Below are 22,289 nucleotides of genomic sequence, written 5' to 3' on the forward strand. Positions count from 1 at the left end.
TGGTGCGATCCTGGAACGGAGGTGCCCACACCGATGTCGGGCACGAGGGGCGATGCCATGACAACGCACCAGGAGACTCACTCGCGGGCCCGTCGAGGTGGCCCGTACCTCGCTCGCGGCGAGGCGGTCGTCGGGCTGGTGGCGCTCGTCCTCGGGATGCTGATCTCGCAGGGCGCGGCAGAGGGCGTGACCATCGTGGGCTGCCTGACGATGGCGGTCGGAGCGGTGTCCAGCAGGTTCGGCGCGGGCCGCGGACGGATGGCCATCGCAGCAGGTCTCGGGTTCGCGCTCGGGTCGGTGCCGTACTGGCTGATGACCGCCGTGGTCATCGTGACGGCCTACGGGTTCTGACCCGCCGTCACCAGAGCTTCCACCAGGGCCGGCGGGCCGGCGTCCCCGGTTCGCGCGACGGCGCCGGGGCCGACGCGGCGGCCCTTCGTGCTGCCCGCCGCTCCCGCCACCTGCGCACCTGCTCGTCGACGTCGCGGGTGGGCGTGACGATCGGTGGCCCGCCCTGGAGCTGGCGCCGCGCGTCCACCACGCGGGCGTTGAACTCGCCGACGATCTCCCGGACGCGCTCCTCCATCGCCTCGAGGTCGAGCCGGGCGTCCAGCTCGGCGTCGTCCTTGCGGAGCTGCGCCGACGGCAGGACGCCGGTGATGTTCTCGCGCTCGATCAGGCCCTTGACCCACCAGTCGGGGTCGTGCTTGCCGCCGATGCCCGGGATCGGCTTGCCGTGCAGGGGCAGGTTGTCGAACTCGCCGCGGTGCATCGCCTGGTCGATCACCACGTCCACGTAGCGGGAGCGCTCCTCGACGGTCATGCTGCCGGGCCGCTTGCCGGGGGAGCCGTTGGCGTCGTCGTCCGGTTCGTCGGCGGGGCGCTCGGGGGAGCGGGCGGTGTCCGCGCGCTCGGCGTCGGCCTCCCGGCTCACGCGGTACTGCGCGGCCCGGCGGAGGGGGTCGTTGTCTGCGTCGTCGCGCGGTCCCGGCGCCATGGGCGTCATGTTACAACTTTCACAAGCGGCCCGAAAGGGTGGCTCGCGGATGACAGGGGCCCCAGGTGGGCCATGATGGCGGCATGAAGGTCTCTCGTCGGTCCCACGTGCCCCCGTTCGCCGTCATGGAGGTGCTCGCCGCCGCGAACGCGCGCCGCGCCACCGGTGCCGACGTGCTCAACCTCTGTGCGGGGGAGCCGTCGACCGGCGCGTCCGACGTCGTGCGGGAGCGTGCCATCGCCCTGCTCCGCGACGGGAACCTCGGCTACACCGAGGCGATGGGCGTGCCGGCGCTGCGCGCCGAGATCTCGGGCCACTACAAGCGCTGGTACGACGTCGACGTCGACCCCGCGCGGATCGCCGTCACCACGGGGTCGAGCGGCGGTTTCGTGCTCGCGTTCCTCGCGTCGTTCGACGTCGGCGACCGGGTGGCGCTCGCGCGGCCCGGGTACCCCGCCTACAAGAACATCCTGTCTGCGCTGGGCTGCGAGGTCGTGGAGCTCGACTGCGGCCCCGAGACTCGCTACCAGCCCACGGTGTCGCAGCTCAACGAGGCGTACTACGGCGGCGGGCTCGACGGCGTGATGGTTGCCTCGCCCGCCAACCCGACCGGCACGATGATCACGCCGGCCGAGCTGGCGGCCGTCGCGGAGTGGTGCGCCGACCACGACGTGCGCCTGATCAGCGACGAGATCTACCACGGCATCGCCTACTCGGACGAGGTGGCGCAGGCAACCGCGTCGACGTTCGTCGACCAGGGCGCCGTCGTCGTGAACTCGTTCTCGAAGTACTGGGCGATGACCGGCTGGCGACTCGGCTGGCTGGTGCTGCCCGACGAGCTGGTCGCACCCGTCGACGCCCTCGCCAGCAACGTGGCGCTCTCGCCGCCCGCGCTCGCGCAGCACGCGGGCATCGCGGCGTTCACGCCCGAGGGATACGAGGCGGCGGCGCAGAACGTCGCGCGGTACGCGGCGTCGCGCAGGCTGCTCCTGGAGCGGCTCGGCGAGCTCGGCTGGCGGCCCGTCGCCCCGGCCGACGGCGCGTTCTACCTCTACGGGAACATCGCCTCGTTCGGGCTCGACTCGATCACCTACTGCGCCCGCCTCCTCGCGGAGGCCGACGTCGCCATCACGCCCGGCACCGACTTCGACGGCGTGCACGGCGGGGAGTGGGTGCGGCTGTCGTTCGCGTCGTCGCTCGACACGGTGTCGCGCGCGGTCGACCGGATCGTGGCCTGGCACAAGACGCTCTGAGGAGCTCGCGAAGATCACCCTGTGGATATCCGGCTGACCGCGTGGCCGGCAGGCCCTCTCTGGCAGGATCTCGGTGCCCGGGATCTCCGGTGACTTCTCCCTTCCTTCTTGCGAGGCCACGACAGTGATGTCACAGGTGAGGCGTGCGCTCGGCGCGACGCTCGGAACGATGCTGCTGATCACAGGCGCTGGTGTGATTCCGGCCGAGGCGGACGTGCGTGAAGGCACGGTCACCGTCACGTCCGGTGGGTACGAGGTGACGGCGCGCGTCGTCGTGGAGGATCGGTCCACGACCACGCCCTATGAGCTGCCGGTCGACATCTACCTCGAGCACGACGGCACTGCGATCTCGCTGGACCAGGGATGGGTGGTCGTGACCGACTCAGCCGGAAGAGACCTCAGGGCGGGGGACTCGGGTCTCACAGAGATTGCAGATGGTCACCTGCGGGCTGTACCGCGGCTCCAGAACTATGCGCCGATCGGCGACTACACGGTCTCTTTCACTGCGTTTGTCGATGTCGACGGTCCTTCGGGCCCCGCCTCGGTGCGGATCGGAGCGGCGGACGTCGTGACGTTCCAGGTTCTCTATCGGTCCGACCTCGAGATGACGGTTCGGTCGGCCAACATGCCGGTCGGGGCGGTCACCACGCTCGCGGGTTCTCTGGGCTGGCTCGTCCGCGACAGCACTGATGAATACGCCCCGGTCGCGGCGACGGGCGCGGTGGTCGATTTCGCGTTCGATCCTGACGGGGCCGCGACTCGCAGAACGCTGGGTAGCGCGAAGGTCGACCAAACGGGCTTCTACAGTTTCAGCACTCGTGTCGCGGGACCGGGCAAGTGGTACGCCTCCTACGCCGGGAACGAGACCCAGCTGGCGGCGACGGTCCGTGTCACACAGACCGCCCGGCCCCATGACTTGGCGATTCATCAAGGTACAGCTGAGCGGACGCAGAACGGTGTGACTGCGGGAATCCGTGTGACGTCGACGGACGTCGTGACGACGCTGGAACCGCAAACCGTGCGTGTCGACTTCGGTGTGACGACGTTCGGCACGATCCTGAGCGTCTACGGCGTGCACCTCGACGGGCGTCGGGGAGAAGGTATCTACCCCAACGGCCGTCATCTCTGGCCGCGCCACAAGTTCAGCGGGGACGGCACGGCGGGCTACATCACGACGAGGATGGACGCTCTGACTCCGCCCGGGGTGTACGACGTCGGCGCCGATGTCACGGTTAATTCCTGCACGAAGTGGTGGGGGGAGGCGTACCCGACGTCCGGCAGCTGCGGGAGCAAGAACGTGCGGATCAACGACGACACCGTCACGACCCTTACCGTGAAGCGGGCCAGCACGACGACGATCTCCGCGTCGTCGAAGGTACTCGCCAAGCCCGGTTGGGTCACCCTCAAGGGCTCCGTGCGGAAGCTGCAGCTCGTCAGCAAGAGGGAGGCCGCGTACCGCCTCGCCCCGAAGACGTCTGTGAAGCTCTACTGGGACCCGGCAGGCTCCGCTCCCGCCCGGTACAAGAAGACGGTTTCCACGAACGCGAAGGGCGCCTGGACCGCGAAGTTCCCGATGAGCGCGTCGGGCAGGTGGATCGCGGAGTTCCCGGGGACATCGCTGAACGCGCCGTCCAGCCGCACGGTCTCGGTCACCGTCAGGTAGTCCTGGGTGCTGCGCCGGCTCAGGCCCGCCGGCGCAGCACCGCGGGGAGCAGCACCCACAGCAGCGCCAGCAGCACGAGCGCGCTGGCCCCGGCCACGATCCCCGCCGTCCGTCCGACGACGACGTCGAACACGAGCAGGGTCGCACCCGTGATCACCAGGGCGAGGACCGCGAGGGCGGCGCGGGTGATGCGGTCCGCGAGGGTGACGATGCTGCGCTTGAGCTGCTTGCGGAACAGCGCGCGGTGCACGCTGACCGGGGCCACGATGAGGCCGGTCGCGGTGACCGAGGCGACGACGAGGGCCAGGTAGACGGTCACCTGGTACCGGTCGAGGTCCGCGAACCGCGACTGGAACGGCAGGGTCAGCAGGAAACCGGTGAGGATCTGGACGCCGGTCTGCATCACGCGCAGCTCCTGGAGGAGCTCGTTCCAGTTCCGGTCCGCGCGTTCGGTCTGCGTCTCCTGCCGGCCGTCGGTCTGCATAATCCCCATTCTCACTCAACGTCCGTTTTGGCGTTGCGGGTGAGAGAAATTCACCCGCTCGCATCACCGCCTCCCGTGGCCCGCCCCTGTCTGCCGGGGGAGCATGCGGCTGGGCGGGACGCGTCCGCGTCCTTCGAACAAGGGGGCTGCATTGATGAGATCGAGGATGCGCGCGCCACTGAGCATGGCGCTCGGGGCCGCACTGATGATGACCGGCGTTGCCGCTACTCCGGGCATCGCGGCGGAGGCGAGCAGCGCTCCCCCGCCCGGCACCACGACGGTCCAGGGCATGACCAAGAAGGTGGACGACGTCGTCGTCTCCGCGAAGATCTCCCTGCCGCCCGGCGGGGACGTGCAGGGCTCGATCACCGGCACCATGTCGATCACGCACAACGGCTCGTCCGCGGCCATGCGGTCCGGGCGCATGACGATGATCGACCCCGACGGGCGCAGCCTGACCGGCGCCCAGTTCGTGGCGTCGGGGACGGCGAACACGTGGACCTCGAAGGTCACGCTCCCCGCGGACGCCGCACCCGGCGTCTACGAGGTGTCCGTGTCCGCGGAGATCGACGTGACCACGACCGACGGCGTGGTCAAGGTGCCGATCCGCACCGCGGACCCGGTCCTGGTGCCGTTCCGGGCGAAGCGGAACATCCCCCTGATCTGGACCTCGCCGTCGAGCGCGCCCGCGGGCTCGACCATCTCGGTCTCCGGGGCGGCCAACATCCGGAGCCTCGGGACCGGTGACTACGAGCCGGCTGCCGACCAGGAGGTCAAGCTGTACTTCGACCCCACGGGCGACGCGCCGGAAGTCTTCATCGAGACCCTCACGACGGACGACCGCGGCTACTTCACGACCCGGCAGAAGCCGGGCGCGTCGGGCAAGTGGCGGGCCGAGATGCCGATGACGGACACCGGCGCCAAGGCCGTGTGGACGCTGACCTCGGGGGAGCGCGCCCGGGACACCAAGCTGCGCGAGGGCACCGTCTCCGCCACGCAGGGCGCCTACACCGCGGGCGACCACCTCATCACGCACGACGTCGTGCTGGGCCTCGCCCCCGTGCAGCGCCGGGTCGACGTCGGCAGCCTCGGCTTCACCGTCGGCGGCACCTCCGGCTGGATCAGTGCGGAGAGCCGGCGGGGCGAGGGCAACTACCCGGACGGGTACCGCGTGCAGCGCGACATGACGCACTCCGGTCTCGGCACGAGCCACGCGACGATCACGTTCAACCCGACCCTCCCGGCCGGTGTCTACGACATCGGCATCCGGGACGCCATGAAGGCGTGCTCCGCTCCGGACTGGGACGGCCTCGAGGGTGGCACCAGCAACTGCACGCACAACGTGCTGGTCGAGGACCCCGCGGTCACGACCATCTCGGTCAAGCGCGCCAGCACCACGACGGTCGCGGCGTCGCAGGCGTCGGTGCCCTCCGCCCGGAACATCACGCTGAGCGGCGACGTCGAGCGGGTGCAGCTGGTCAGCGGCGGTGGCGCGGCGATCCGTCCGGCGCCGAACGTGGCGGTCAAGCTGTTCTTCGACCCCGCGGGCTCCGCCGGGCCGACTCTGAAGAAGACGGTCACCACGGGCGCCGACGGGACGTTCTCGACGTCGGTCCGGGCTGCCTCCACGGGCCAGTGGATCGCCAAGTACGCCGGGACGGGCCTGCTGGCTCCGTCGCAGGCGGGCGTGAACGTGTCCGTCGGCTAGCTCCTCCTCGGCTGACGGTGGACAGAGGTCCGCCTTCGCCAGCCGGTCAGGCATGGGTTCTCCCGCGAATCCGTGCCTGATCGCCTGGTGGGGGCGGACCTTTGTGCTGCCCGGAAGTTCACCCGGAAATACCGGCCTGGAAATTCCCCGGTACTGGCAGGATCTGTGCTTGCTCCCGGTTCTCGGGTCACATTCTCCTCGCGAGGTATCCCATGGTCGTCGGTGCCCGAAAACTGTTCACTTCTGCGCTCGGACTGGTGCTGGCCGGGACATTGCTGGGCGGGCCGCCGGCGAGTGCCGCGAGCCCGGACGATGCGGCCTCGGGATCAGTCGGGCCGCAGATGTTGTACACCTATTACGACGTGGCGTTGGCGCCCAACGCCGCTCCGGCCGGTACAGCGGTCCAGCTCCACGGGTACGTCGGGGACGCAAGCTCGCGCCAACCCTTCGTCGAGGCGACGGTGGACGTGTACTTCAACCCCAAGGGAACGGCGCCCCGTCGTGCGGTGGACAGAGTCGTCACCGACGAGGACGGCTGGTTCCAGAGGACCTACCGGCCGTCCACCTCGGGGACGTACGACATCATCGCGCAGGAGAGCGGTGAGCCCAGGGGGACCAAGATGGCGACCTTCACCGCGAGGTCGACCAACGAGACCGTCCGGTCCGGCGGAATCTCGGCCACGAAGAACGGCTTTACCGCGAAGATGAGGGTGACGACTCAAGACGTCGTGACAGGTGTGGAACCGCAGACCGTGTACCTCGATGCGGGGATTCTGTCGCCGGGAGGCAACACGTCCTTCGACCCCCGGCCTTACCTGGTCACCCGCCGTGCCGAGGGGCAGTACAGCGCGGGCGAGTTCCTCACACCCGGCTGGGGAAGATGGTCCACGAGGTACAGCGCGGTGCAGACCTATCGCATGTCCGCGGTGCATCCCGCAGGCCTTTACGACGTCTACTACAACTACAAGATCGGCCACTACGACGACTACTGGGACCGGGACGGCAGCGGCACCCTCCGAAATCTGTACGTCAAGATGCCGCACAAGCCCATCACCACCATCCGGGTCCGCCGTGCCAGCACCACCACCATCTCCGCGTCGTCGACGTCGTTCACCGGGTCCCGGAACATCGAGCTCAAGGGCTCGGTGCGCAAGGTGCAGCTGATCAGTGCTGCCAAGGCCGCGAACCGCTGGGCACCGAACACGGCGGTCAAGCTGTACTTCGACCCGGCCGGCTCGGCCGGGCCCGTCTACAAGAAGACGGTCCGCACGAACTCGAGCGGCGTGTACCGGACGACCGCAAAGACGAGCAAGTCCGGCAAGTGGATCGCGAAGTACGTGGGCTCCAGCCTGCAGGCCCCGTCGGAGCGGTCGGTGACGATCACGGTCCGCTGACCGAACCCGGCGAAGCACCCGCAGAGGTCCGCCTCCAGGTCACATCCTGGAGGCGGACCTCTTCCGTCTCCGCACCGCTCAGTCGTAGGTGTGGAAGACGGCGTCCTCCGGGACTGTGACCAAAGGCGCGGCGGGTTTCGCCCCGGCAGACGTTCCGGGTGCCTCCGCCTCGGAGTCCCGGAGCGCGGCACCGGCGTCCGGGTCCAGCAGGGTGCCGACGTTGACCTGGGGCCCGGGGTCGCCTGCCGTGTTCCATGCGATCAGACCCCCGTTGAGGCCGATTATCATCCTGTGTTCCGGCCCGCTCTGACCGAGTCGTAGCAGGTCCGGTCGGCCTTCGCCGCCCGACGGGACGTCCCGCAGCAGGTATCCGATGCGCCCCGACGCCCAGGCGACCCTGTCGGCTTCAGCGGTCAGGGTGTCGACACCGGCGCCACCCGGCCGGATCACGACGCCGTTCGACGCCGCGGGATCGACCACTCCGCCGACCCGGGGCAGGACGACGAGGTCGCCACCCTCCAGCGTGTAGGCGAGGACATCCTCGGTGATGTCGACCAGCGGAACGGATGTGTCGCGCGGATGCTCCAGGACCAGCACCGTCGTCTCGCTGCCGTCGTCGTCGTAGCTGGTGAAGGTAGTGGTCCAGGCCCCGGACGCCGGCTGGTCGAGTGCGGCGACGACGATCTCGTGATGGCCTGCCCCGACGGCGGTCGCGTGGTCGGTCACCGTCTCCGGAGCTCCGGAGCCGTCGAAGGGGGCCAGCGACACGCTGGAACCGTGCTGCCAGGCGATGTGCTGCCCCGTCAACTTTAGGCTGCCGACGTCCAGCGAAGGGACCTGGGCGATCGTCCGGACAGGCTCGCCGATCCCGGCGACGCGAATCGTGCGTGGCATGTCGGCAATGCTTTCGGAACCGGTCAGCGTGCGCTCGTACCAGGCGATGCGGCCGTTCTCGGCGCTGAGCCCTCCGATGAAGGTCTCCTTGCCCTCCACACGCGCGATCTCCACGATGATCTCCCGGGAAGGACCGTCGACGAGGTGATGGCCGATCACGTAGGGGTCTTCGCTGGGGTTCCGTGCCTCCAGGCCGTTCTTGGTGCCCGTCCACCACAACCCTCCGGACTCGGTCAGGGTCTCCGGCCAGAGATCGGAGCGCTGGAAGACCTTGTCGAGCGTCACGTCGGAGCAGGCGGACACCGGTCGGGCGTCGGCCAGGTCGAACGTCACCTCCGGGCGCACACTGGTGTCCCAGTCGACGGAGTCTCGGCGTAACGCAGGTTCCGGCGCGACGCAGTCCGAAGCCTCCGTCAGCCCGAACAGCTCGCGGATCTGCTCGCTCCCCGGCAGCGTCAGCTCGCCGACCCCCGGCACCGGAACCGGACCGGCGAGGGCCAGCGAGAACGCGACCGCGGCCGCCGTCGTGCCGCCGCCCAGGGCCTGCCAGGCACGACGTCGCCGCAGGGCGCGCCGGCTCCCGGCCACCACCTGTGCCGCGTCGAACTCGTGCCGCTCGACCTGGTCGGCGCCGGCCCGGAGGCGCGCCACGACGCCCGTGTCGTCGATGCTCATCGCTCGCCCTCCTGGAAGATCTCGCGCAGGCGGGCGATCCCGCGTGCGTTGGCGGACTTGACGGTGCCGACGGCGATCCCGAGCTCGCGGGCCGTCTGCTGCTCGGTGAGGTCGAGCAGGTGCCGCAGCACCACCACCCGGCGCTGCGCCAGCGGGAGCGCGGCCAGCGCGCGCACCACCTCGTCGCGCACGGCCACACCCTCGGCCGGACCGGCGACCGACCCCGCGGGGACGACGTCGGACACCACCTCGCCGCGGGTGCGCCGCCAGCCGTCGATGCGCAGGTTGAGCAGGATGCGGCGGGCATAGGCCCGCGGCTCTCCGGCGCGCGCCCGGTGCCAGGACCGGTAGGTGCGCTCGAAGGTCGCCTGGACCAGCTCCTCCGCGCGGTGCGCGTCACCGGACAGGAGGAGTGCCGTCTTGTGGAGGTACGGTCCCGCCTCGTGCACGAACGCCGTGAACTCCTGGTCCTTGGTGCGCGTGACGTCGACCTGGACCCGCGCCTCGTCGCTCACCTCGGCGAACATGTTCGCGTGCTCTCCCTCGTCATGTCCCCCACCACGCGGCGACCCACGAGAAAGGTTCCATGCCCCGTGACGCGTCTCCGAATCCGCAGGTCAGACGGCCGCCGCGAGCGTGTTGACCGGGCCGGCGCCCAGATCTAGCCTCCGAGGACGGCCAGATCGAAGGAGAACCGTCGTGAGCACGGACGTCACGCACTCGTTCACGCTGCCGCTCGACGACCCCACGGCGGTGGAACTGGCCGTGACCGGCGGAAAGGGCTCGTCCCTCGCCCGCCTGGCCGCGGCCGGCCTGCCGGTCCCGGGCGGGTTCCACGTCACCACCGACGCATACCGGTCCGCGGTGGCCGGTCCGCCGCAGCAGGCGATCCTCGCCGCCGCGCGGGACGTGGACCCCGACCGCCCCGAGACCCACGAGGCCGCGGCTGCCCGGATCGCCGAGGTCTTCGCCGCGCTGGAGGTCCCGGAGCCGCTGGCCGACGCCGTCCGGGCCGGGTACGCGAGCCTGCGCGCCGCGGGCGGCTCCCCGGACGGCGCCGCGGGCGGCAGCACGGCCGGATCGGCACACGCCGTCGAACCCGCCGTCGCCGTCCGCTCCTCCGCGACGGCCGAGGATCTGCCGGGCATGTCGTTCGCGGGCCAGCAGGACTCGTTCCTCAACATCCGCGGCGAGGGTGCCCTGCTCCGGGCGGTCCGCGACTGCTGGGCCTCGCTGTGGACGGCGCGCGCGATCGCCTACCGGGCGCGACGCGGCATCCCCGCCGACGAGGTCACGCTCGCCGTGGTGGTGCAGCGGCTGGTCGACGCCGACGCGGCCGGCGTCCTGTTCACCGTCGACCCGATGACCGGCTCCCGCGACCGGGTGCTGATCAACGCGGCCTGGGGACTGGGCGAGGCGGTCGTCGGCGGCCGGGTCACGCCCGACACCTTCTACGTCGCCCGGGTCGGCGGGGCGGTCGAGCGCGCGGTGAGCACCAAGGAGGTCCGCACCGTGCGCACGGCTGACGGCACCCGCGACGAGCCGGTGTCCGCCGCGCTCCGGGACCGGCCCTCGCTCACCGACGAGCAGGCGGTGCGGCTCGCCACGCTCGGTGTCCGGATCGAGGAGCTGTACGGCGTCGCGATGGACGTCGAGTGGGCGGTGCACGACGGCACGCCGGCCGTCCTGCAGGCGCGCCCCGTCACGGGCGCCGCCGGACGCTCCTAGAACACCGGCTTGCCGCCCGTCACCCCGAGCACCGTCCCCGACACGTACGACGCCGTGGCCGGCGAGGCCAGGAAGACGAACGCCGGCGCCACCTCGGCGGGCTGGCCGGCCCGGCCCAGCGGGGTGTCCGTGCCGAACGACGTGATCTTCTCCTCGGGCTGGGTGGCCGGCTGCAGCGGCGTCCAGATGGGACCGGGCGCCACGGCGTTCACGCGGATGCCGCGCGGACCCAGCTCGGCGGCGAGGTTCACCGTGAGGTTGTTGATCGCGGCCTTGGTGGACGCGTAGTCGAGCAGCGACGTCGACGGCTGGTACGCCTGGATCGACGAGTTGTTGATGATCACGCCGCCCTCGCCCATGTGCTCCAGCGCCGCCTGCGTCACCCAGAACAGCGCGTACAGGTTGGTCTTGAACACCCGGTCCAGGTCCTCGGTGGTCACGTCCGCCACCGACTCGCGCCGTGCCATCTGGTAGCCGGCGTTGTTCACCAGCACGTCGAGTCCGCCCAGCTCGCCGGCGGCCCGGTGCGCGACGCCGCGCGCCGTCGCCTCGTCCCGCAGGTCACCCGGGAGCAGGGCGCACTGCCGTCCCGCGCCGCGCACCCACTCCGCCGTCGCCCGCGCGTCGTGCTCCTCCTCGGGCAGGTAGGACAGGGCGACGTCGGCGCCCTCGCGCGCGAACGCGATCGCGACCGCCCGGCCTATCCCCGAGTCGCCTCCGGTCACGAGCGCCTTGCGGCCGAGCAGCTTCTCGCTGCCCACGTAGCTGGTCTCCCCGTGGTCCGGCGTCGGGATCATCTGGTCGGTGGTCCCGGGCGGGTTCTGCTGCTGCGGTGGGAACGCCTGGTCCTGGCTCATGTCGTCCTCCATCGTCGTGCGACGCGTCGACGTAGTGGCCTCTCTTCGACCGCTGTTCACGCTAGCCCGGGGGTCACCGAGCCGCACTTCCCGTACTCTCGGTCCCGCCAGGTTGGGGACAACGGCCCTGGAAGGAGCCTTGTGAACTCTGCACCGACGCCGGACGAGCCCGCGATCGCGGACGAGGTCGAGGAGGTGCTCGCGGTCGGCAGCACGTCCCCGGTGGGACGGTACCGGCTGGACCTGGCCACGGGCGAGTGGGCGTGGTCCGACGAGGTGTACGTGATGCACGGCTTCGAGCCGGGCCAGGTCGTGCCGACGACGCCCCTGATGCTCTCGCACAAGCATCCCGACGACCGGGACCGGGTGGACGGCGTGCTGCTGGAGGCGGCCGAGACGGGCCAGCCGTTCAGCTCGGTGCACCGGATCCTCGACGCCGCGGGCGAGACGCGGACGCTCGCGGTGACCGGGCAGGGGCTCCGCGACCCGGAGAGCGGCCGGGTGACGGAGCTGTTCGGGTACTTCATCGACGTCACCGACTCGCACCGGGCGGCGGCGGCACGCGACGCGACGGCCTCCATCCGGGCCTCGGCGCAGCGGCGCGCGGTGATCGAGCAGGCCAAGGGCGTGCTGATGGTGGTCTACGGCGTGGACGAGGAAGAGGCGTTCGGCCTGCTCCGTGAGGCGTCGAACCTGGCGAACATCGCGGTGCGCGACATCGCCCTCACGCTGGTGGACCTGTTCTCCGGCCCGGACGTGACCGTGGTCCCCACCCGCGAGGCGATCGACCGGTTCCTCGCCGACCCGGGCGCCCCGGGCGGCCACTGATCTTTGGCCGGTATGTCCGGGTGGAACCGCCGGGAGGGCGCCGAGTTCACCCGAACATTCCGTGCGTACCGCTCGTCCGAGGTTCACAGTGGACGGGACCCCCGGGTATCGGGGACCTCGAGCGAGGGGCACGGCGATGAGGTCGAAGAACCGTACGATCCTGGTCCTGACGGCAGCTCTCGGGCTGGTGGTGAGCGGCGCGGTGGCGCCCGCGACGGCGGACGAGGAGCCCGCCGAGCTGACCGAGACGCAGTTCATGGACGTCTACGTGACGCCGGACACCGCGTACCAGAGCGGGTCCGGCCGCGTGTACGGCCTCCTGGCCCGCGGCTCCGAGCCGGGGAGCGAGCCCGCGGACTGGGTGCCGCACGAGGGCGCGCCGTTCAGCGTCTACCGCGTGCTCGACGACGGACGCGAGTTCTTCTCCAGCCACGGGCTCGTGAGCGCGAGCGGCGCCTTCGCGTTCAACATCAACCCGCAGCGCACGGCCACGTGGAGCCTCCGCTACTACGGCGACGACACGCACGAGCCCGCGACGGTCGAGGTACGCCAGGAGATCCGGCCGATCAACAGGTGGACCCTCAAGACGTCGGGTTTCACGGTGAACACCGCTCCCCGGGCGGAGGGCCGCGTCTTCGCGCGGGACGTGGTGCTCGGCACCACGCCCGTGAAGGTGCCGCTCGACGCCACGATGGAGAGCTACGGCCAGGGTGACTTCACGCCCTGCTTCCGGAACATCAGCGTCGAGGGCCGGTGGGCGTCCGGCGAGCGGACCAACACCGCCCCGACCCGCTGGACCAACCCGGGCTCCGGCCACACGACGGAGACCTTCCGGGCCACGGACCCCGTCGGCCTCTACGAGATCGGCGCCTGCGGTTCGATGAGCGTGTACACGGAGACGCCGCTGACCGACGACGACGGCGAGATCGCCTCCGAGGACTTCTCGTTCGAGGAGCACAGCCTCGAGGTCTTCCGCCTGCGCCGCGCCAGCCTCGTCACGGCCACCGCGAACAGGACCTCGCTGGACGAGCCCGGCTGGGTCACGCTGACCGGCCGCGTGCGCAAGCTGTCCCTGGCCGCTGACGGCGGCAGCGCCGCGTTCAAGGCCGCCCGCTACACCAACGTGGACGTCTCCTGGATCGTGGGGTCGCGGCCCGAGCTGGAGAAGACGGTGAAGACGGACGCCGACGGCGTCTACAAGGTCCGGGTGTGGACCGACGCGTCCGGCACCTGGCAGGTGGGCAACCGGCAGAACAACGTCAACGCCACCGACGTCAAGAAGGTGCGGGTCACCGTCGGCTGACCCGCCCCGGGCACCGCTCACCGCACCGCTGACGATGGCGGATGTCGCACGGCACCGCCATGATCGGTGCTGTGCGCATCGCCACCTTCAACGTCCAGCACGGCCTCGGCCCGGACGGTCGCGTCGACAACGACCGCCTGGCCGGGGCCGTCGCCGCGCTCGACGCCGACGTCGTCGGGCTGCAGGAGGTCGACCAGGGGCAGGCGCGCTCCGGGGGAGCGGACCAGGCCGCGCTCTGCGCCGAGGCCATGGGCGCCGTCGACCACCGGTTCCGGCCGGCGCTCGCCGGCCCGTTCCGCTACCCCGGCGTCCGACGTCGGGCCCGCCGCCGGGAACGCGACGGCGCCCCCGGCTACGGCATCGCGCTCCTGTCCCGGTACCCCGTCCTGAGCTGGCACGCCGTGCTCCTGCCACCCGCGACGCCGTGGGTCTGGGGCCGCGTGCAGCTCGGCACCGACGAGCCGCGGGTGGCGCTCGCGGCCCGGGTGGACGCGCCGTCCGGGCCGGTCACCGTGGTGTGCACGCACCTCAGCGTGTACAAGTTCTCCGCCGTCGGCCGCGCGGCCGGGCTGGCACGCCGCGTCGTCGGCTACCGCCGTGGCACCCCCGGCGAGCGGCAGGCGGAGCACCAGGTGGACTACCTGCGCCGTCGGCTCGTGGGGCTGCCCCGGCCCCTGGTGCTCCTGGGCGACTTCAACCTGCGCGGTTCCCTGCCCGCCGACCGCACCGGCTGGCGGCCGCTCGCGACGGGCGACACGTTCCCGCGGCACGACCCGCGCTTCCAGATCGACCACGTGCTCCTGGACGACGACGGACCCGGCCGCCTCGGCCCCGTGGAGGGCCGGGCCGTGGACACCGGGGTCTCGGACCACCAGGCCCTGGTCGTCGACCTGACCCTCGCCGGCCCGACGGCGTAGCGCCGCCTACCGAAGCCGCGGTCTCAGGCCACGAAGACGCAGAACGGATGGCCCATCGGGTCGCCGAAGACGTAGAGGGGCTCCTCCGGGTCGTCCGACCGGTCGTAGAGCAGCGTCGCGCCGAGCGCGAGGGCATGGTCGCGGGCCTCGACGAGGGCGTCGACGTCCGGCACCGTCGTGTCGAGGTGGAGCTGTTGCGGGATGCCGGACTCCGGCCAGGTCGACCGCGGCAGGTCGTAGACCTGCTGGAACGCCAGGTGCGCGCCGTCGTCGTTGCGCAGCACGAGCCAGTCGTTGCCGTTCGGGTCGGGTTCGCCCTCGGGCGGCGCCTCGTCGCCGGGGCGGTAGGTGAGCCCGAACAGCTCCCGGTAGAACTCGGCGAGGGCACGGGCGTCCGTGGTGTCGAGCACCACCTGCTGGATGCGCGGGGTCATGAGGCCAGCGCACCACATACCGCGCCGGTCGCAACGGGAGACGCGCGATGCTCCGCGAGATCCGAGGGGAGACACCGGATCTCGCGGAGCGGGCACTACGTGTCAGACGTACAGGTCACCCGGGTGACCTGTACGTCTGACACGTCCGCTCGTCAGGCGGCCTCGGCGTACGCGCGGTAGCCGACGGCGGGCTGCGCCGCGGGCATGCGGTCCGCGAGGCCGGCCGGCACGTGGTCCGGCACCTGGACGGGCGTCACGTCCTCGACGACCGTCAGGACGGGCACCTCCGCGGCCGCCTCCTTGGCGGCGCGCTTCCTGGCGCGGACCACGGTGTAGACCGCGTTCACGCCGATCAGGATGGCGGCCAGGTTCGAGGCGGCGGACGGCCAGATGCCGTTCGCCGCGGCCACGGTGAGCAGGGTCCCGGCCGCCAGCATGTTGGTGCCCTGGAACGCCATCGAGTCCGCGCTCCAGCGACCGCGGCTGACCATGGCATAGGCCACGAGGCCGGCGAGCGCGCCAACCCAGCCGAGGACGGTGACGACCAGCATGAGGGACATGAGAGAACTCCTGGGGAACTTCTCGAAACGATTCGAGGATGTGGCGGAGACCGAGACGCGGAATCCATGGGGGAGGGTGTGGCAGTGGCCCGGGACCCGGGGGTCCGGCTGCCGCCACGGTCAATCATGAGACAGATCTGCGTTCAGCACAATCGAATGTTCGTGACTCCGGGATGTAGCATCGCTACATGGCCACTGACCCGCGCCGACTCGCGTTCCTCCTTGCCGTGCACCGCGCCGGCGGAGTCCTCGCGGCGGCCGACCTGCTGCACGTGACCCCGTCGGCGGTGTCGCAGCAGATCGCCCGGCTGGAGGCCGAGGAGGGCATCGACGTGCTGGACCGGGGCCCCCGCGGCGTCACGCTCACCCCCGCCGGCCGGGTGCTCGCCGACGCCGCCGAGCGCATCGAGGCGGAGCTCGTCCAGGCGCGGCAGGCCGTTGCCGCCCTGGAGGGCGAGCTCACGGGCCGCATCTCGGTCGGGTCCATCCAGACGGCGATCCGTACCGTCATCGCCCCGATGCTCGTCTCGCTCGCGGAACGCCACCCGCACATCGAGGTCGACGTCCAGGAGTACGACCCGATCGAGTCGGTGCGCAAGCTGCGGGCCGGCGACCTGGACGCGGTGGTGCTGGAGCGCGACGTCGCCGTCGACGCCCCGGCGCCGCGGGGCGCGCACGACGTGCCGCTGCTCGACGAGCCGTGGCGCATCGTCGTGCCCACCAGCCTTCCCGAGCCGGAGCGGCTGGACGACCTCGCCGCGCTCGCCTGGGTGGGGCCGCAGGCCGAGTCGGCCGCCGAGCGCGCCCTGAGCAGGCTCGCCGCCCAGCTCGGCACCACCTTCGAGACCCGCCACGCGTACAACGACTTCGACACCGCCATCTCGCTGGTCGCCGCCGGACAGGGCGTCGCGATGCTGCCCGCCCTGGCGCTCCAGCGGGAGGTGCCCGACAACGTCGTCGTCGTGTCGCTCGCCGGGCTCGGCTCGCGCCGGCTCGTGGTGCGGCACCGCCAGAACCGGCACGAGCCCGGCCCGATCGTCCGGGCGGTGGTGGACGAGATGGTCCTCGCGGCCCGAGAGATCGACCTCGGGTAGCGCCCGCTACGATGTCCGCATAACTGAACATCTTCAACGGCCCCGGCCCGACCTCCATCGGCTCGAACCGGGACCGTGCCGCCCGAACCGCGGCGGGAGAGTCCGGCCCCGCGCCGTCGTCGTCCAGACGCCGCGCGAACCGGCGCCGAAGGAGCAATTTCCTCCCCGGGAATCTCTCAGGCCCCCGTACCGCCGCGGTGAGGCAACTCTGGAAAGCGAGCCGCCGCCGCGGTGCCTTGAGCCTGTCGAAGGCCCGGGCCGCCGGGCGCGGGGGCTCCACCGACGGTGCAAGCCGGCGCGTCCCGCCCTTCTCCCCGCTGTCCGGGAGGGATGACGGACCGGCAAAACTCTCAGGTCGACGCATGCCCGCACGCGGGCAGGGTCCGATGACAGAGCGGGGAGGGACCGCAGTCGTCCCCACGCCCTCGGACAGCCAGGAGCCCGCCGTGAGCACGCCCCACCATTCCGACGTCTTCGACCCCGACGTCTTCGCCGACCGGCACCTCGGCCCCCGCGGCCGCGAGGTCCGCGCCATGCTGGACCAGCTCGGCATCGACACGATGGATACCCTCGTCGACCGGGCCGTCCCCAAGGCGATCCGCAGCCAGGCGCCGCTGGACCTGCCGGCCGCCCGCACCGAGGCCGAGGTGCTCGCGCACCTCCGTGAGCTCGCGGGCAAGAACCAGGTCAAGACCCAGATGATCGGGCAGGGCTTCTACGGCACGCACACGCCCGCCGTCATCCGGCGCAACGTGCTCGAGTCGCCCGCCTGGTACACGGCCTACACGCCGTACCAGCCGGAGATCAGCCAGGGCCGCCTGGAGGCGCTGCTCAACTTCCAGACCGCGGTCGAGGACCTCACGGGCCTCGAGATCGCGAACGCCTCCCTGCTTGACGAGGCCAGCGCCGTGGCCGAGGCCGTCGCCCTGATGTGGCGCGCCTCGCGGGCCAAGGAGGGCTACGTCGTCCTGGACGCCGACCTGTTCGGCCAGTCGCTCGCCGTCGCGCGCGGCCGCGCCGAGGCGATCGGCCTCCCCGTCGTGGTCGCGGACCTCTCGGGCGGCCTGCGGGCGGGCCTGCCCGCCGAGCTGCCGGCCGGCCAGCTCGTCGGCGTCGTGCTGCAGCAGGCCGGGGCGTCCGGCCGGGTGCTCGACGCCCGCGCCGTCGTCGCCGAGGCCAAGGAGGCCGGCGCGCTCGTCACCGTAGCCACCGACCTGCTCGCGCTGACGCTCCTGGCCAGCCCGGGCGAGCTCGGCGCCGACATCTCGGTGGGCTCCGCGCAGCGCTTCGGCGTCCCGCTGTTCTACGGCGGCCCGCACGCCGCCTACATGGCGGTGAAGAAGGGCCTGGAGCGGCAGCTCCCCGGCCGACTGGTCGGCGTCTCGATCGACGCCGACGGCGCCGCGGGCTACCGCCTGGCGCTCGCCACCCGCGAGCAGCACATCCGCCGCGAGAAGGCCACGAGCAACATCTGCACCGCGCAGGCGCTGCTGGCCATCGTCGCCAGCATGTACGCGGTCTACCACGGCCCCGAGGGGCTCAAGGCGATCGCGACCCGCGTGCACGGGCACGCCGTGTCTCTCGCCGAGGGCCTGCGCGCCGCCGGCGGCGAGGTCGAGCACGACGTCTTCTTCGACACGGTCCGCGCCGTCGTCCCGGGCAGGGCCCGGGAGATCGCGCGCACCGCGGCCGACGCCGGGTACAACCTGTTCGTGCCGGACGCCGACCACGTGCAGGTCAGCGCCGACGAGACCACGACCGCCCAGGACGTCGCGGCCGTGCTCGCGGTCGTCGCGGGCACGTCGCCCGAGGTGACGGTCCCGGCCGCCGCGTCCGTCCTGTCCGCGGACGTGACCCGCACGACCCAGTACCTCCAGCACCCGATCTTCCACAGCCACCGCTCCGAGACCAGCATGCTGCGCTACCTGCGCAAGCTCTCGGACAAGGACCTGGCCCTGGACCGCACCATGATCCCGCTGGGCTCCTGCACCATGAAGCTCAACGCGACCGCCGAGATGGAGGCCATCTCCTGGCCCGGCTTCGCGGACATCCACCCGTACGCCCCCGTCGACCAGACGCAGGGCTACACCGAGCTCGTCACCGCGCTGGAGAGCCAGCTCGCCGAGATCACCGGCTACGCCGCCGTCTCCGTGCAGCCCAACGCCGGCAGCCAGGGCGAGTTCGCCGGCCTGCTCGCGATCAAGGGCTACCACGCCTCCCGCGGCGAGGAGCACCGCGACATCGTGCTCATCCCGGCGTCCGCGCACGGCACGAACGCGGCGTCGGCGGCGCTCGCGGGCCTGCGCGTCGTGGTGGTGTCCACGGCCGACGACGGCGAGATCCTGCTCGACGACCTGCGCGCCAAGCTCGACCAGCACGGCCCCCAGGTCGCGGGGATCATGATCACCTACCCGTCCACGCACGGCGTGTACGAGGAGCACGTGCGCGAGGTCTGCGACCTGGTGCACGAGGCCGGCGGCCAGGTCTACATCGACGGCGCCAACCTGAACGCCCTGGTGGGCCTGGCCCGGCCGGGCGAGTTCGGCGGCGACGTCTCGCACCTGAACCTGCACAAGACGTTCTGCATCCCGCACGGCGGCGGCGGCCCGGGCGTGGGCCCGGTCGCGGTGGCCGAGCACCTCGTGCCGTTCCTCCCGGGCGACCCGACGCCGGGTCTCGGGCAGGGCGAGGCCGGGGCGGCGGGCATCCCCGTGGCCTCGACGCGCTACGGCTCCGCCGGCATCCTGCCGATCTCGTACGCCTACGTGGCGCTCATGGGACCGGACGGGCTGACCGAGGCGACCAAGGCCGCCGTGCTGACCGCCAACTACGTGGCGAGCCGGCTCGACCCGCACTTCCCCGTGCTCTACACGGGCCCGAACGGGCTCGTGGCCCACGAGTGCATCCTCGACCTGCGCAGGATCACCGCCGAGACCGGCGTGACCGCGGAGGACGTCTCCAAGCGCCTCATGGACTACGGCTTCCACGCCCCGACCCTCGCGTTCCCCGTGCCGGGCACCCTCATGGTGGAGCCCACGGAGTCGGAGGACCTGGCCGAGCTCGACCGGTTCATCGACGCGATGATCGCCATCCGCGGCGAGATCGACGCCGTCGGCGCCGGCACGTGGCCGCGCGACGACAACCCGCTGCACAACGCGCCGCACACGGCGGTGTCGGTCACGACGGACGAGTGGACCAAGCCGTACTCCCGCGAGCTGGCCGCGTTCCCCGTGGCGAGCCTGCGGGCCGCGAAGTACTGGCCGCCGGTGCGCCGCATCGACGGCGCCAAGGGCGACCGCAACCTGGTGTGCTCCTGCCCGCCGGTCGAGGCCTTCGCCGAGTGAGGACCAACCTGCATTTGTCAGACGTACAGGTCACCCCGGTGACCTGTACGTCTGACACGTCGCCGACGAGAGGATCGATCCATGGGTGAGGACCGCAAGACCCCGCTGCACGACGAGCACGTGGCGCTGGGCGCGTCGATGACGCCGTTCGGCGGCTGGCTGATGCCGCTGCGCTACACGTCCGACCTGGCCGAGCACCGCGCCGTGCGCGAGGCCGCCGGCCTGTTCGACCTGTCGCACATGGGCAACATCAACGTGACCGGCCCCGACGCCGCCGCGTTCCTCGACCACGCGCTGGTCGGGTACATCTCGAAGGTCCGCGAGATGGGTGCGCGCTACTCGATGATCTGCGCCGAGGACGGCAGCGTCCTGGACGACCTGATCGTCTACCACGACGCCCCCGGCGAGTACTCCGTCGTCGCGAACGCCGCCAACGCCGAGCTCGTCCTGGCGAAGCTGGGGGAGCGCACCGCCGGTTTCGACGTCGTGCTGAAGGACGTCCAGCCCGGCCAGGCGCTGATCGCGGTGCAGGGCCCGCGGGCCGCCGAGATCATGCTCGCCACGGCCGGTCTCGTGGAGGACGCCGAGATCTCGGGCGGCACCGCGTTCGCCGACCTCAAGTACTACGCGTGCATGGGGATGCGGTTCGAGGGCGAGCCCCTGCTCGTCGGCCGGACGGGGTACACGGGCGAGGACGGGTTCGAGCTCTGGGTCTCCGCCGAGAAGGCCGTCGCGCTCTGGCGCGCGCTGCTCGCCGCGGGCGAGCCCTTCGGGCTGGTCCCGGCCGGTCTGTCGGCCCGCGACTCGCTGCGCCTGGAGGCCGGCATGCCGCTCTACGGCCACGAGCTCGACACCACGACCACGCCCTTCGAGGCGGGGCTGGGCCGCGTGGTGCGCCTCGACAAGGTGTCCGACGACGGCACGCCGATCCCCTTCGTGGGCCGGGACGCCCTGGCCGCGCGCAAGCAGTCGCCGCCCGCGCGCGTGCTCGTCGGGCTGCGCGGCGAGGGCCGCCGCCCCGCCCGCGCCGACCACGAGGTCGTGCAGCGGGGTGTCGGTACCGAGGTGGGCGCCGTCGTCGGGCGCGTGACGTCCGGTGCGCCGTCGCCCACGCTCGGCTACCCGATCGCGCTGGCGTACGTGACGCCCGAGGTGTCGGCCGAGGGCACCGAGCTCGCCGTCGACGTGCGCGGGCGGGCCGAACCGTTCGTGGTGGTGCCCGTGCCGTTCTACCGTCGTCCTCAGAACTGACCTACACGCAAGGAGCTGTCATGGCTGACTTCCCCGAGAACCTGAAGTACACCACCGAGCACGAGTGGCTGGACCAGTCGACCCCCGCCGTCATCGGCGTGACGGACGTCGCGGCCGAGGCGCTGGGCGACGTCGTCTACCTGGAGCTGCCCGAGGTGGGCGCCACGATCGAGGCGGGCTCCGTCGTGGGCGAGATCGAGTCCACCAAGTCGGTGTCCGAGCTCTACTCCCCGGTGAGCGGCACCGTCGCCGAGGTGAACACCGAGGCGGTGGACAACCCGGAGATCGTGAACCAGGACCCGTACGGCAAGGGCTGGCTCTTCAAGGTCGAGGTCTCCGGCACCGGTGAGCTCCTCACCGCGGCCCAGTACGCGGAGCACACCGGGGCCTGACGGGCCCCTCGCTGGTGCCCCCGCAGGCGGGGCCCGGGCGAAACCGCCCCTCGACGTGCAGTTTCATGCGCTCGGGGGGCGGTTTTTATATCGGACTGATAACGGTCAAGAAGTTCTTGCAGAACCGCGTCATGAACCTGCGTCAGCGCCGTTCTTCTCATAGCAGCATCCGTAGGCCGGAACCCCAGAGCCGGCCGCTGTGTGGAGGAAACCGATCATGACCGCGATGACCCTTGACCACCGTCTGCCCAGCCTCACCCGCCGTGAGCGGGTGATCCTGGCGAACCTCACCGAGGACGCCACCCTCGAGCAGATCGCTCGACGTCTCTATGTCACCCGTAACACGGTGAAGACGCAGGTACGCAGTGTGTACCGCAAGCTCGGCGTGTCCTCGCGCGCGGAGGCGATCGCCAAGGCGAACGAGTTCGAGATCGTCGCCTGACACGCAGCAGTAAACCCGACGACGGCGCCTTCCCCAGTGGCGCCGTCGTCGTGCTGTGTCCGGCCGTCGTG

General features: G+C 71.5%; 21 protein-coding genes and 1 riboswitch. Of the genes, 14 read left to right on the forward strand and 7 right to left on the reverse strand.

Annotated features, from left to right (window positions below; translation table 11 throughout):
• Positions 1-57 precede the first annotated feature (57 nt).
• Positions 58-351 (forward strand): hypothetical protein, encoded by a 294-nt coding sequence (locus FHX71_RS24055; protein WP_182619892.1) that lies wholly within the window; start codon positions 58-60, stop codon positions 349-351.
• Positions 352-358: 7 nt separating this feature from the next.
• Here FHX71_RS24055 and FHX71_RS24060 read toward each other — a convergent pair whose 3' ends face one another.
• Positions 359-997, reverse strand: coding sequence for a DnaJ family domain-containing protein (locus FHX71_RS24060; protein WP_182619893.1), 639 nt, complete (start codon positions 995-997; stop codon positions 359-361).
• An 83-nt stretch (positions 998-1,080) separates the two neighbouring features.
• Between FHX71_RS24060 and FHX71_RS24065 the strand changes: the two genes are divergently transcribed.
• Together FHX71_RS24065 and FHX71_RS24070 are read left to right on the forward strand one after the other, a co-directional pair.
• Positions 1,081-2,250 (forward strand): aminotransferase class I/II-fold pyridoxal phosphate-dependent enzyme, encoded by a 1,170-nt coding sequence (locus FHX71_RS24065; protein WP_182619894.1) that lies wholly within the window; start codon positions 1,081-1,083, stop codon positions 2,248-2,250.
• Positions 2,251-2,323: 73 nt separating this feature from the next.
• Positions 2,324-3,913: a hypothetical protein gene (locus tag FHX71_RS24070; RefSeq protein ID WP_182619895.1), complete on the forward strand. Its 1,590-nt coding sequence runs from the start codon at positions 2,324-2,326 to the stop codon at positions 3,911-3,913.
• Positions 3,914-3,932: 19 nt separating this feature from the next.
• On the opposite strand, the gene FHX71_RS24075 is transcribed toward FHX71_RS24070, so the two are convergent.
• Positions 3,933-4,397, reverse strand: a complete 465-nt coding sequence (locus tag FHX71_RS24075) for a DUF6328 family protein (protein WP_182619896.1) — start codon at positions 4,395-4,397, stop codon at positions 3,933-3,935.
• A 166-nt stretch (positions 4,398-4,563) separates the two neighbouring features.
• On the opposite strand from FHX71_RS24075, the gene FHX71_RS24080 reads away from it, so the two are divergent.
• Both FHX71_RS24080 and FHX71_RS24085 read left to right on the forward strand, forming a co-directional pair.
• Positions 4,564-6,105 carry a hypothetical protein gene (locus FHX71_RS24080; protein WP_182619897.1) on the forward strand — a complete coding sequence of 514 codons (1,542 nt, stop codon included), beginning with the start codon at positions 4,564-4,566 and terminating at the stop codon, positions 6,103-6,105.
• Between the two features lie 341 nt (positions 6,106-6,446).
• Entirely contained in the window at positions 6,447-7,499 is a 1,053-nt protein-coding gene (locus FHX71_RS24085; RefSeq protein WP_182619898.1) for a hypothetical protein, read from the forward strand.
• 78 nt (positions 7,500-7,577) lie between these two features.
• On the opposite strand, the gene FHX71_RS24090 is transcribed toward FHX71_RS24085, so the two are convergent.
• The gene (locus FHX71_RS24090; protein WP_182619899.1) at positions 7,578-8,984 is read right to left on the reverse strand and encodes a hypothetical protein; all 1,407 of its coding nucleotides are present in this window, start codon (positions 8,982-8,984) and stop codon (positions 7,578-7,580) included.
• A gap of 80 nt (positions 8,985-9,064) precedes the next feature.
• Complete coding sequence (locus FHX71_RS24095) at positions 9,065-9,595, reverse strand: SigE family RNA polymerase sigma factor (protein WP_182619900.1); 531 nt, start codon at positions 9,593-9,595, stop codon at positions 9,065-9,067.
• 172 nt (positions 9,596-9,767) lie between these two features.
• Between FHX71_RS24095 and FHX71_RS24100 the strand changes: the two genes are divergently transcribed.
• Positions 9,768-10,796 (forward strand): PEP/pyruvate-binding domain-containing protein, encoded by a 1,029-nt coding sequence (locus tag FHX71_RS24100; RefSeq protein ID WP_220490251.1) that lies wholly within the window; start codon positions 9,768-9,770, stop codon positions 10,794-10,796.
• Here the strand turns inward: FHX71_RS24100 and FHX71_RS24105 are convergent.
• Entirely contained in the window at positions 10,793-11,653 is an 861-nt protein-coding gene (locus FHX71_RS24105; protein ID WP_182619901.1) for an SDR family oxidoreductase, read from the reverse strand. The two genes, FHX71_RS24100 and FHX71_RS24105, sit on opposite strands and share 4 nt — an antisense overlap.
• A gap of 141 nt (positions 11,654-11,794) precedes the next feature.
• Here FHX71_RS24105 and FHX71_RS24110 point away from each other — a divergent pair, with 141 nt between their 5' ends.
• The 3 genes from FHX71_RS24110 to FHX71_RS24120 all read left to right on the forward strand — a co-directional run bounded on the left by FHX71_RS24110 (position 11,795) and on the right by FHX71_RS24120 (position 14,701).
• Positions 11,795-12,481: a PAS and ANTAR domain-containing protein gene (locus tag FHX71_RS24110; protein ID WP_182619902.1), complete on the forward strand. Its 687-nt coding sequence runs from the start codon at positions 11,795-11,797 to the stop codon at positions 12,479-12,481.
• A gap of 136 nt (positions 12,482-12,617) precedes the next feature.
• Complete coding sequence (locus FHX71_RS24115) at positions 12,618-13,784, forward strand: hypothetical protein (RefSeq protein WP_182619903.1); 1,167 nt, start codon at positions 12,618-12,620, stop codon at positions 13,782-13,784.
• A 41-nt stretch (positions 13,785-13,825) separates the two neighbouring features.
• On the forward strand, positions 13,826-14,701 hold the full coding sequence (locus FHX71_RS24120; protein ID WP_246403382.1) for an endonuclease/exonuclease/phosphatase family protein: 876 nt from the start codon (positions 13,826-13,828) through the stop codon (positions 14,699-14,701).
• A 23-nt stretch (positions 14,702-14,724) separates the two neighbouring features.
• On the opposite strand, the gene FHX71_RS24125 is transcribed toward FHX71_RS24120, so the two are convergent.
• Positions 14,725-15,135 (reverse strand): VOC family protein, encoded by a 411-nt coding sequence (locus FHX71_RS24125; protein WP_182619904.1) that lies wholly within the window; start codon positions 15,133-15,135, stop codon positions 14,725-14,727.
• Positions 15,136-15,287: 152 nt separating this feature from the next.
• Complete coding sequence (locus FHX71_RS24130) at positions 15,288-15,695, reverse strand: CBU_0592 family membrane protein (protein ID WP_182619905.1); 408 nt, start codon at positions 15,693-15,695, stop codon at positions 15,288-15,290.
• A gap of 188 nt (positions 15,696-15,883) precedes the next feature.
• On the opposite strand from FHX71_RS24130, the gene FHX71_RS24135 reads away from it, so the two are divergent.
• The 5 genes from FHX71_RS24135 to FHX71_RS24155 all read left to right on the forward strand — a co-directional run bounded on the left by FHX71_RS24135 (position 15,884) and on the right by FHX71_RS24155 (position 22,218).
• Complete coding sequence (locus tag FHX71_RS24135; RefSeq protein WP_182619906.1) at positions 15,884-16,789, forward strand: LysR family transcriptional regulator; 906 nt, start codon at positions 15,884-15,886, stop codon at positions 16,787-16,789.
• An 83-nt stretch (positions 16,790-16,872) separates the two neighbouring features.
• Positions 16,873-16,991: riboswitch (glycine riboswitch) on the forward strand.
• Between the two features lie 184 nt (positions 16,992-17,175).
• The gene (gene gcvP, locus FHX71_RS24140) at positions 17,176-20,133 is read left to right on the forward strand and encodes an aminomethyl-transferring glycine dehydrogenase (RefSeq protein WP_220490252.1); all 2,958 of its coding nucleotides are present in this window, start codon (positions 17,176-17,178) and stop codon (positions 20,131-20,133) included.
• Between the two features lie 81 nt (positions 20,134-20,214).
• On the forward strand, positions 20,215-21,384 hold the full coding sequence (gene gcvT / locus FHX71_RS24145) for a glycine cleavage system aminomethyltransferase GcvT (protein WP_182619908.1): 1,170 nt from the start codon (positions 20,215-20,217) through the stop codon (positions 21,382-21,384).
• 20 nt (positions 21,385-21,404) lie between these two features.
• Complete coding sequence (gene gcvH, locus FHX71_RS24150) at positions 21,405-21,776, forward strand: glycine cleavage system protein GcvH (RefSeq protein WP_182619909.1); 372 nt, start codon at positions 21,405-21,407, stop codon at positions 21,774-21,776.
• Positions 21,777-21,993: 217 nt separating this feature from the next.
• Positions 21,994-22,218 (forward strand): helix-turn-helix domain-containing protein, encoded by a 225-nt coding sequence (locus tag FHX71_RS24155; protein ID WP_026365353.1) that lies wholly within the window; start codon positions 21,994-21,996, stop codon positions 22,216-22,218.
• The last annotated feature ends 71 nt before the right edge of the window (positions 22,219-22,289 follow it).

Origin of the sequence: Promicromonospora sukumoe (genome assembly GCF_014137995.1) — a bacterium.
GTDB classification, from domain to species: Bacteria; Actinomycetota; Actinomycetes; order Actinomycetales; family Cellulomonadaceae; genus Promicromonospora; species Promicromonospora sukumoe.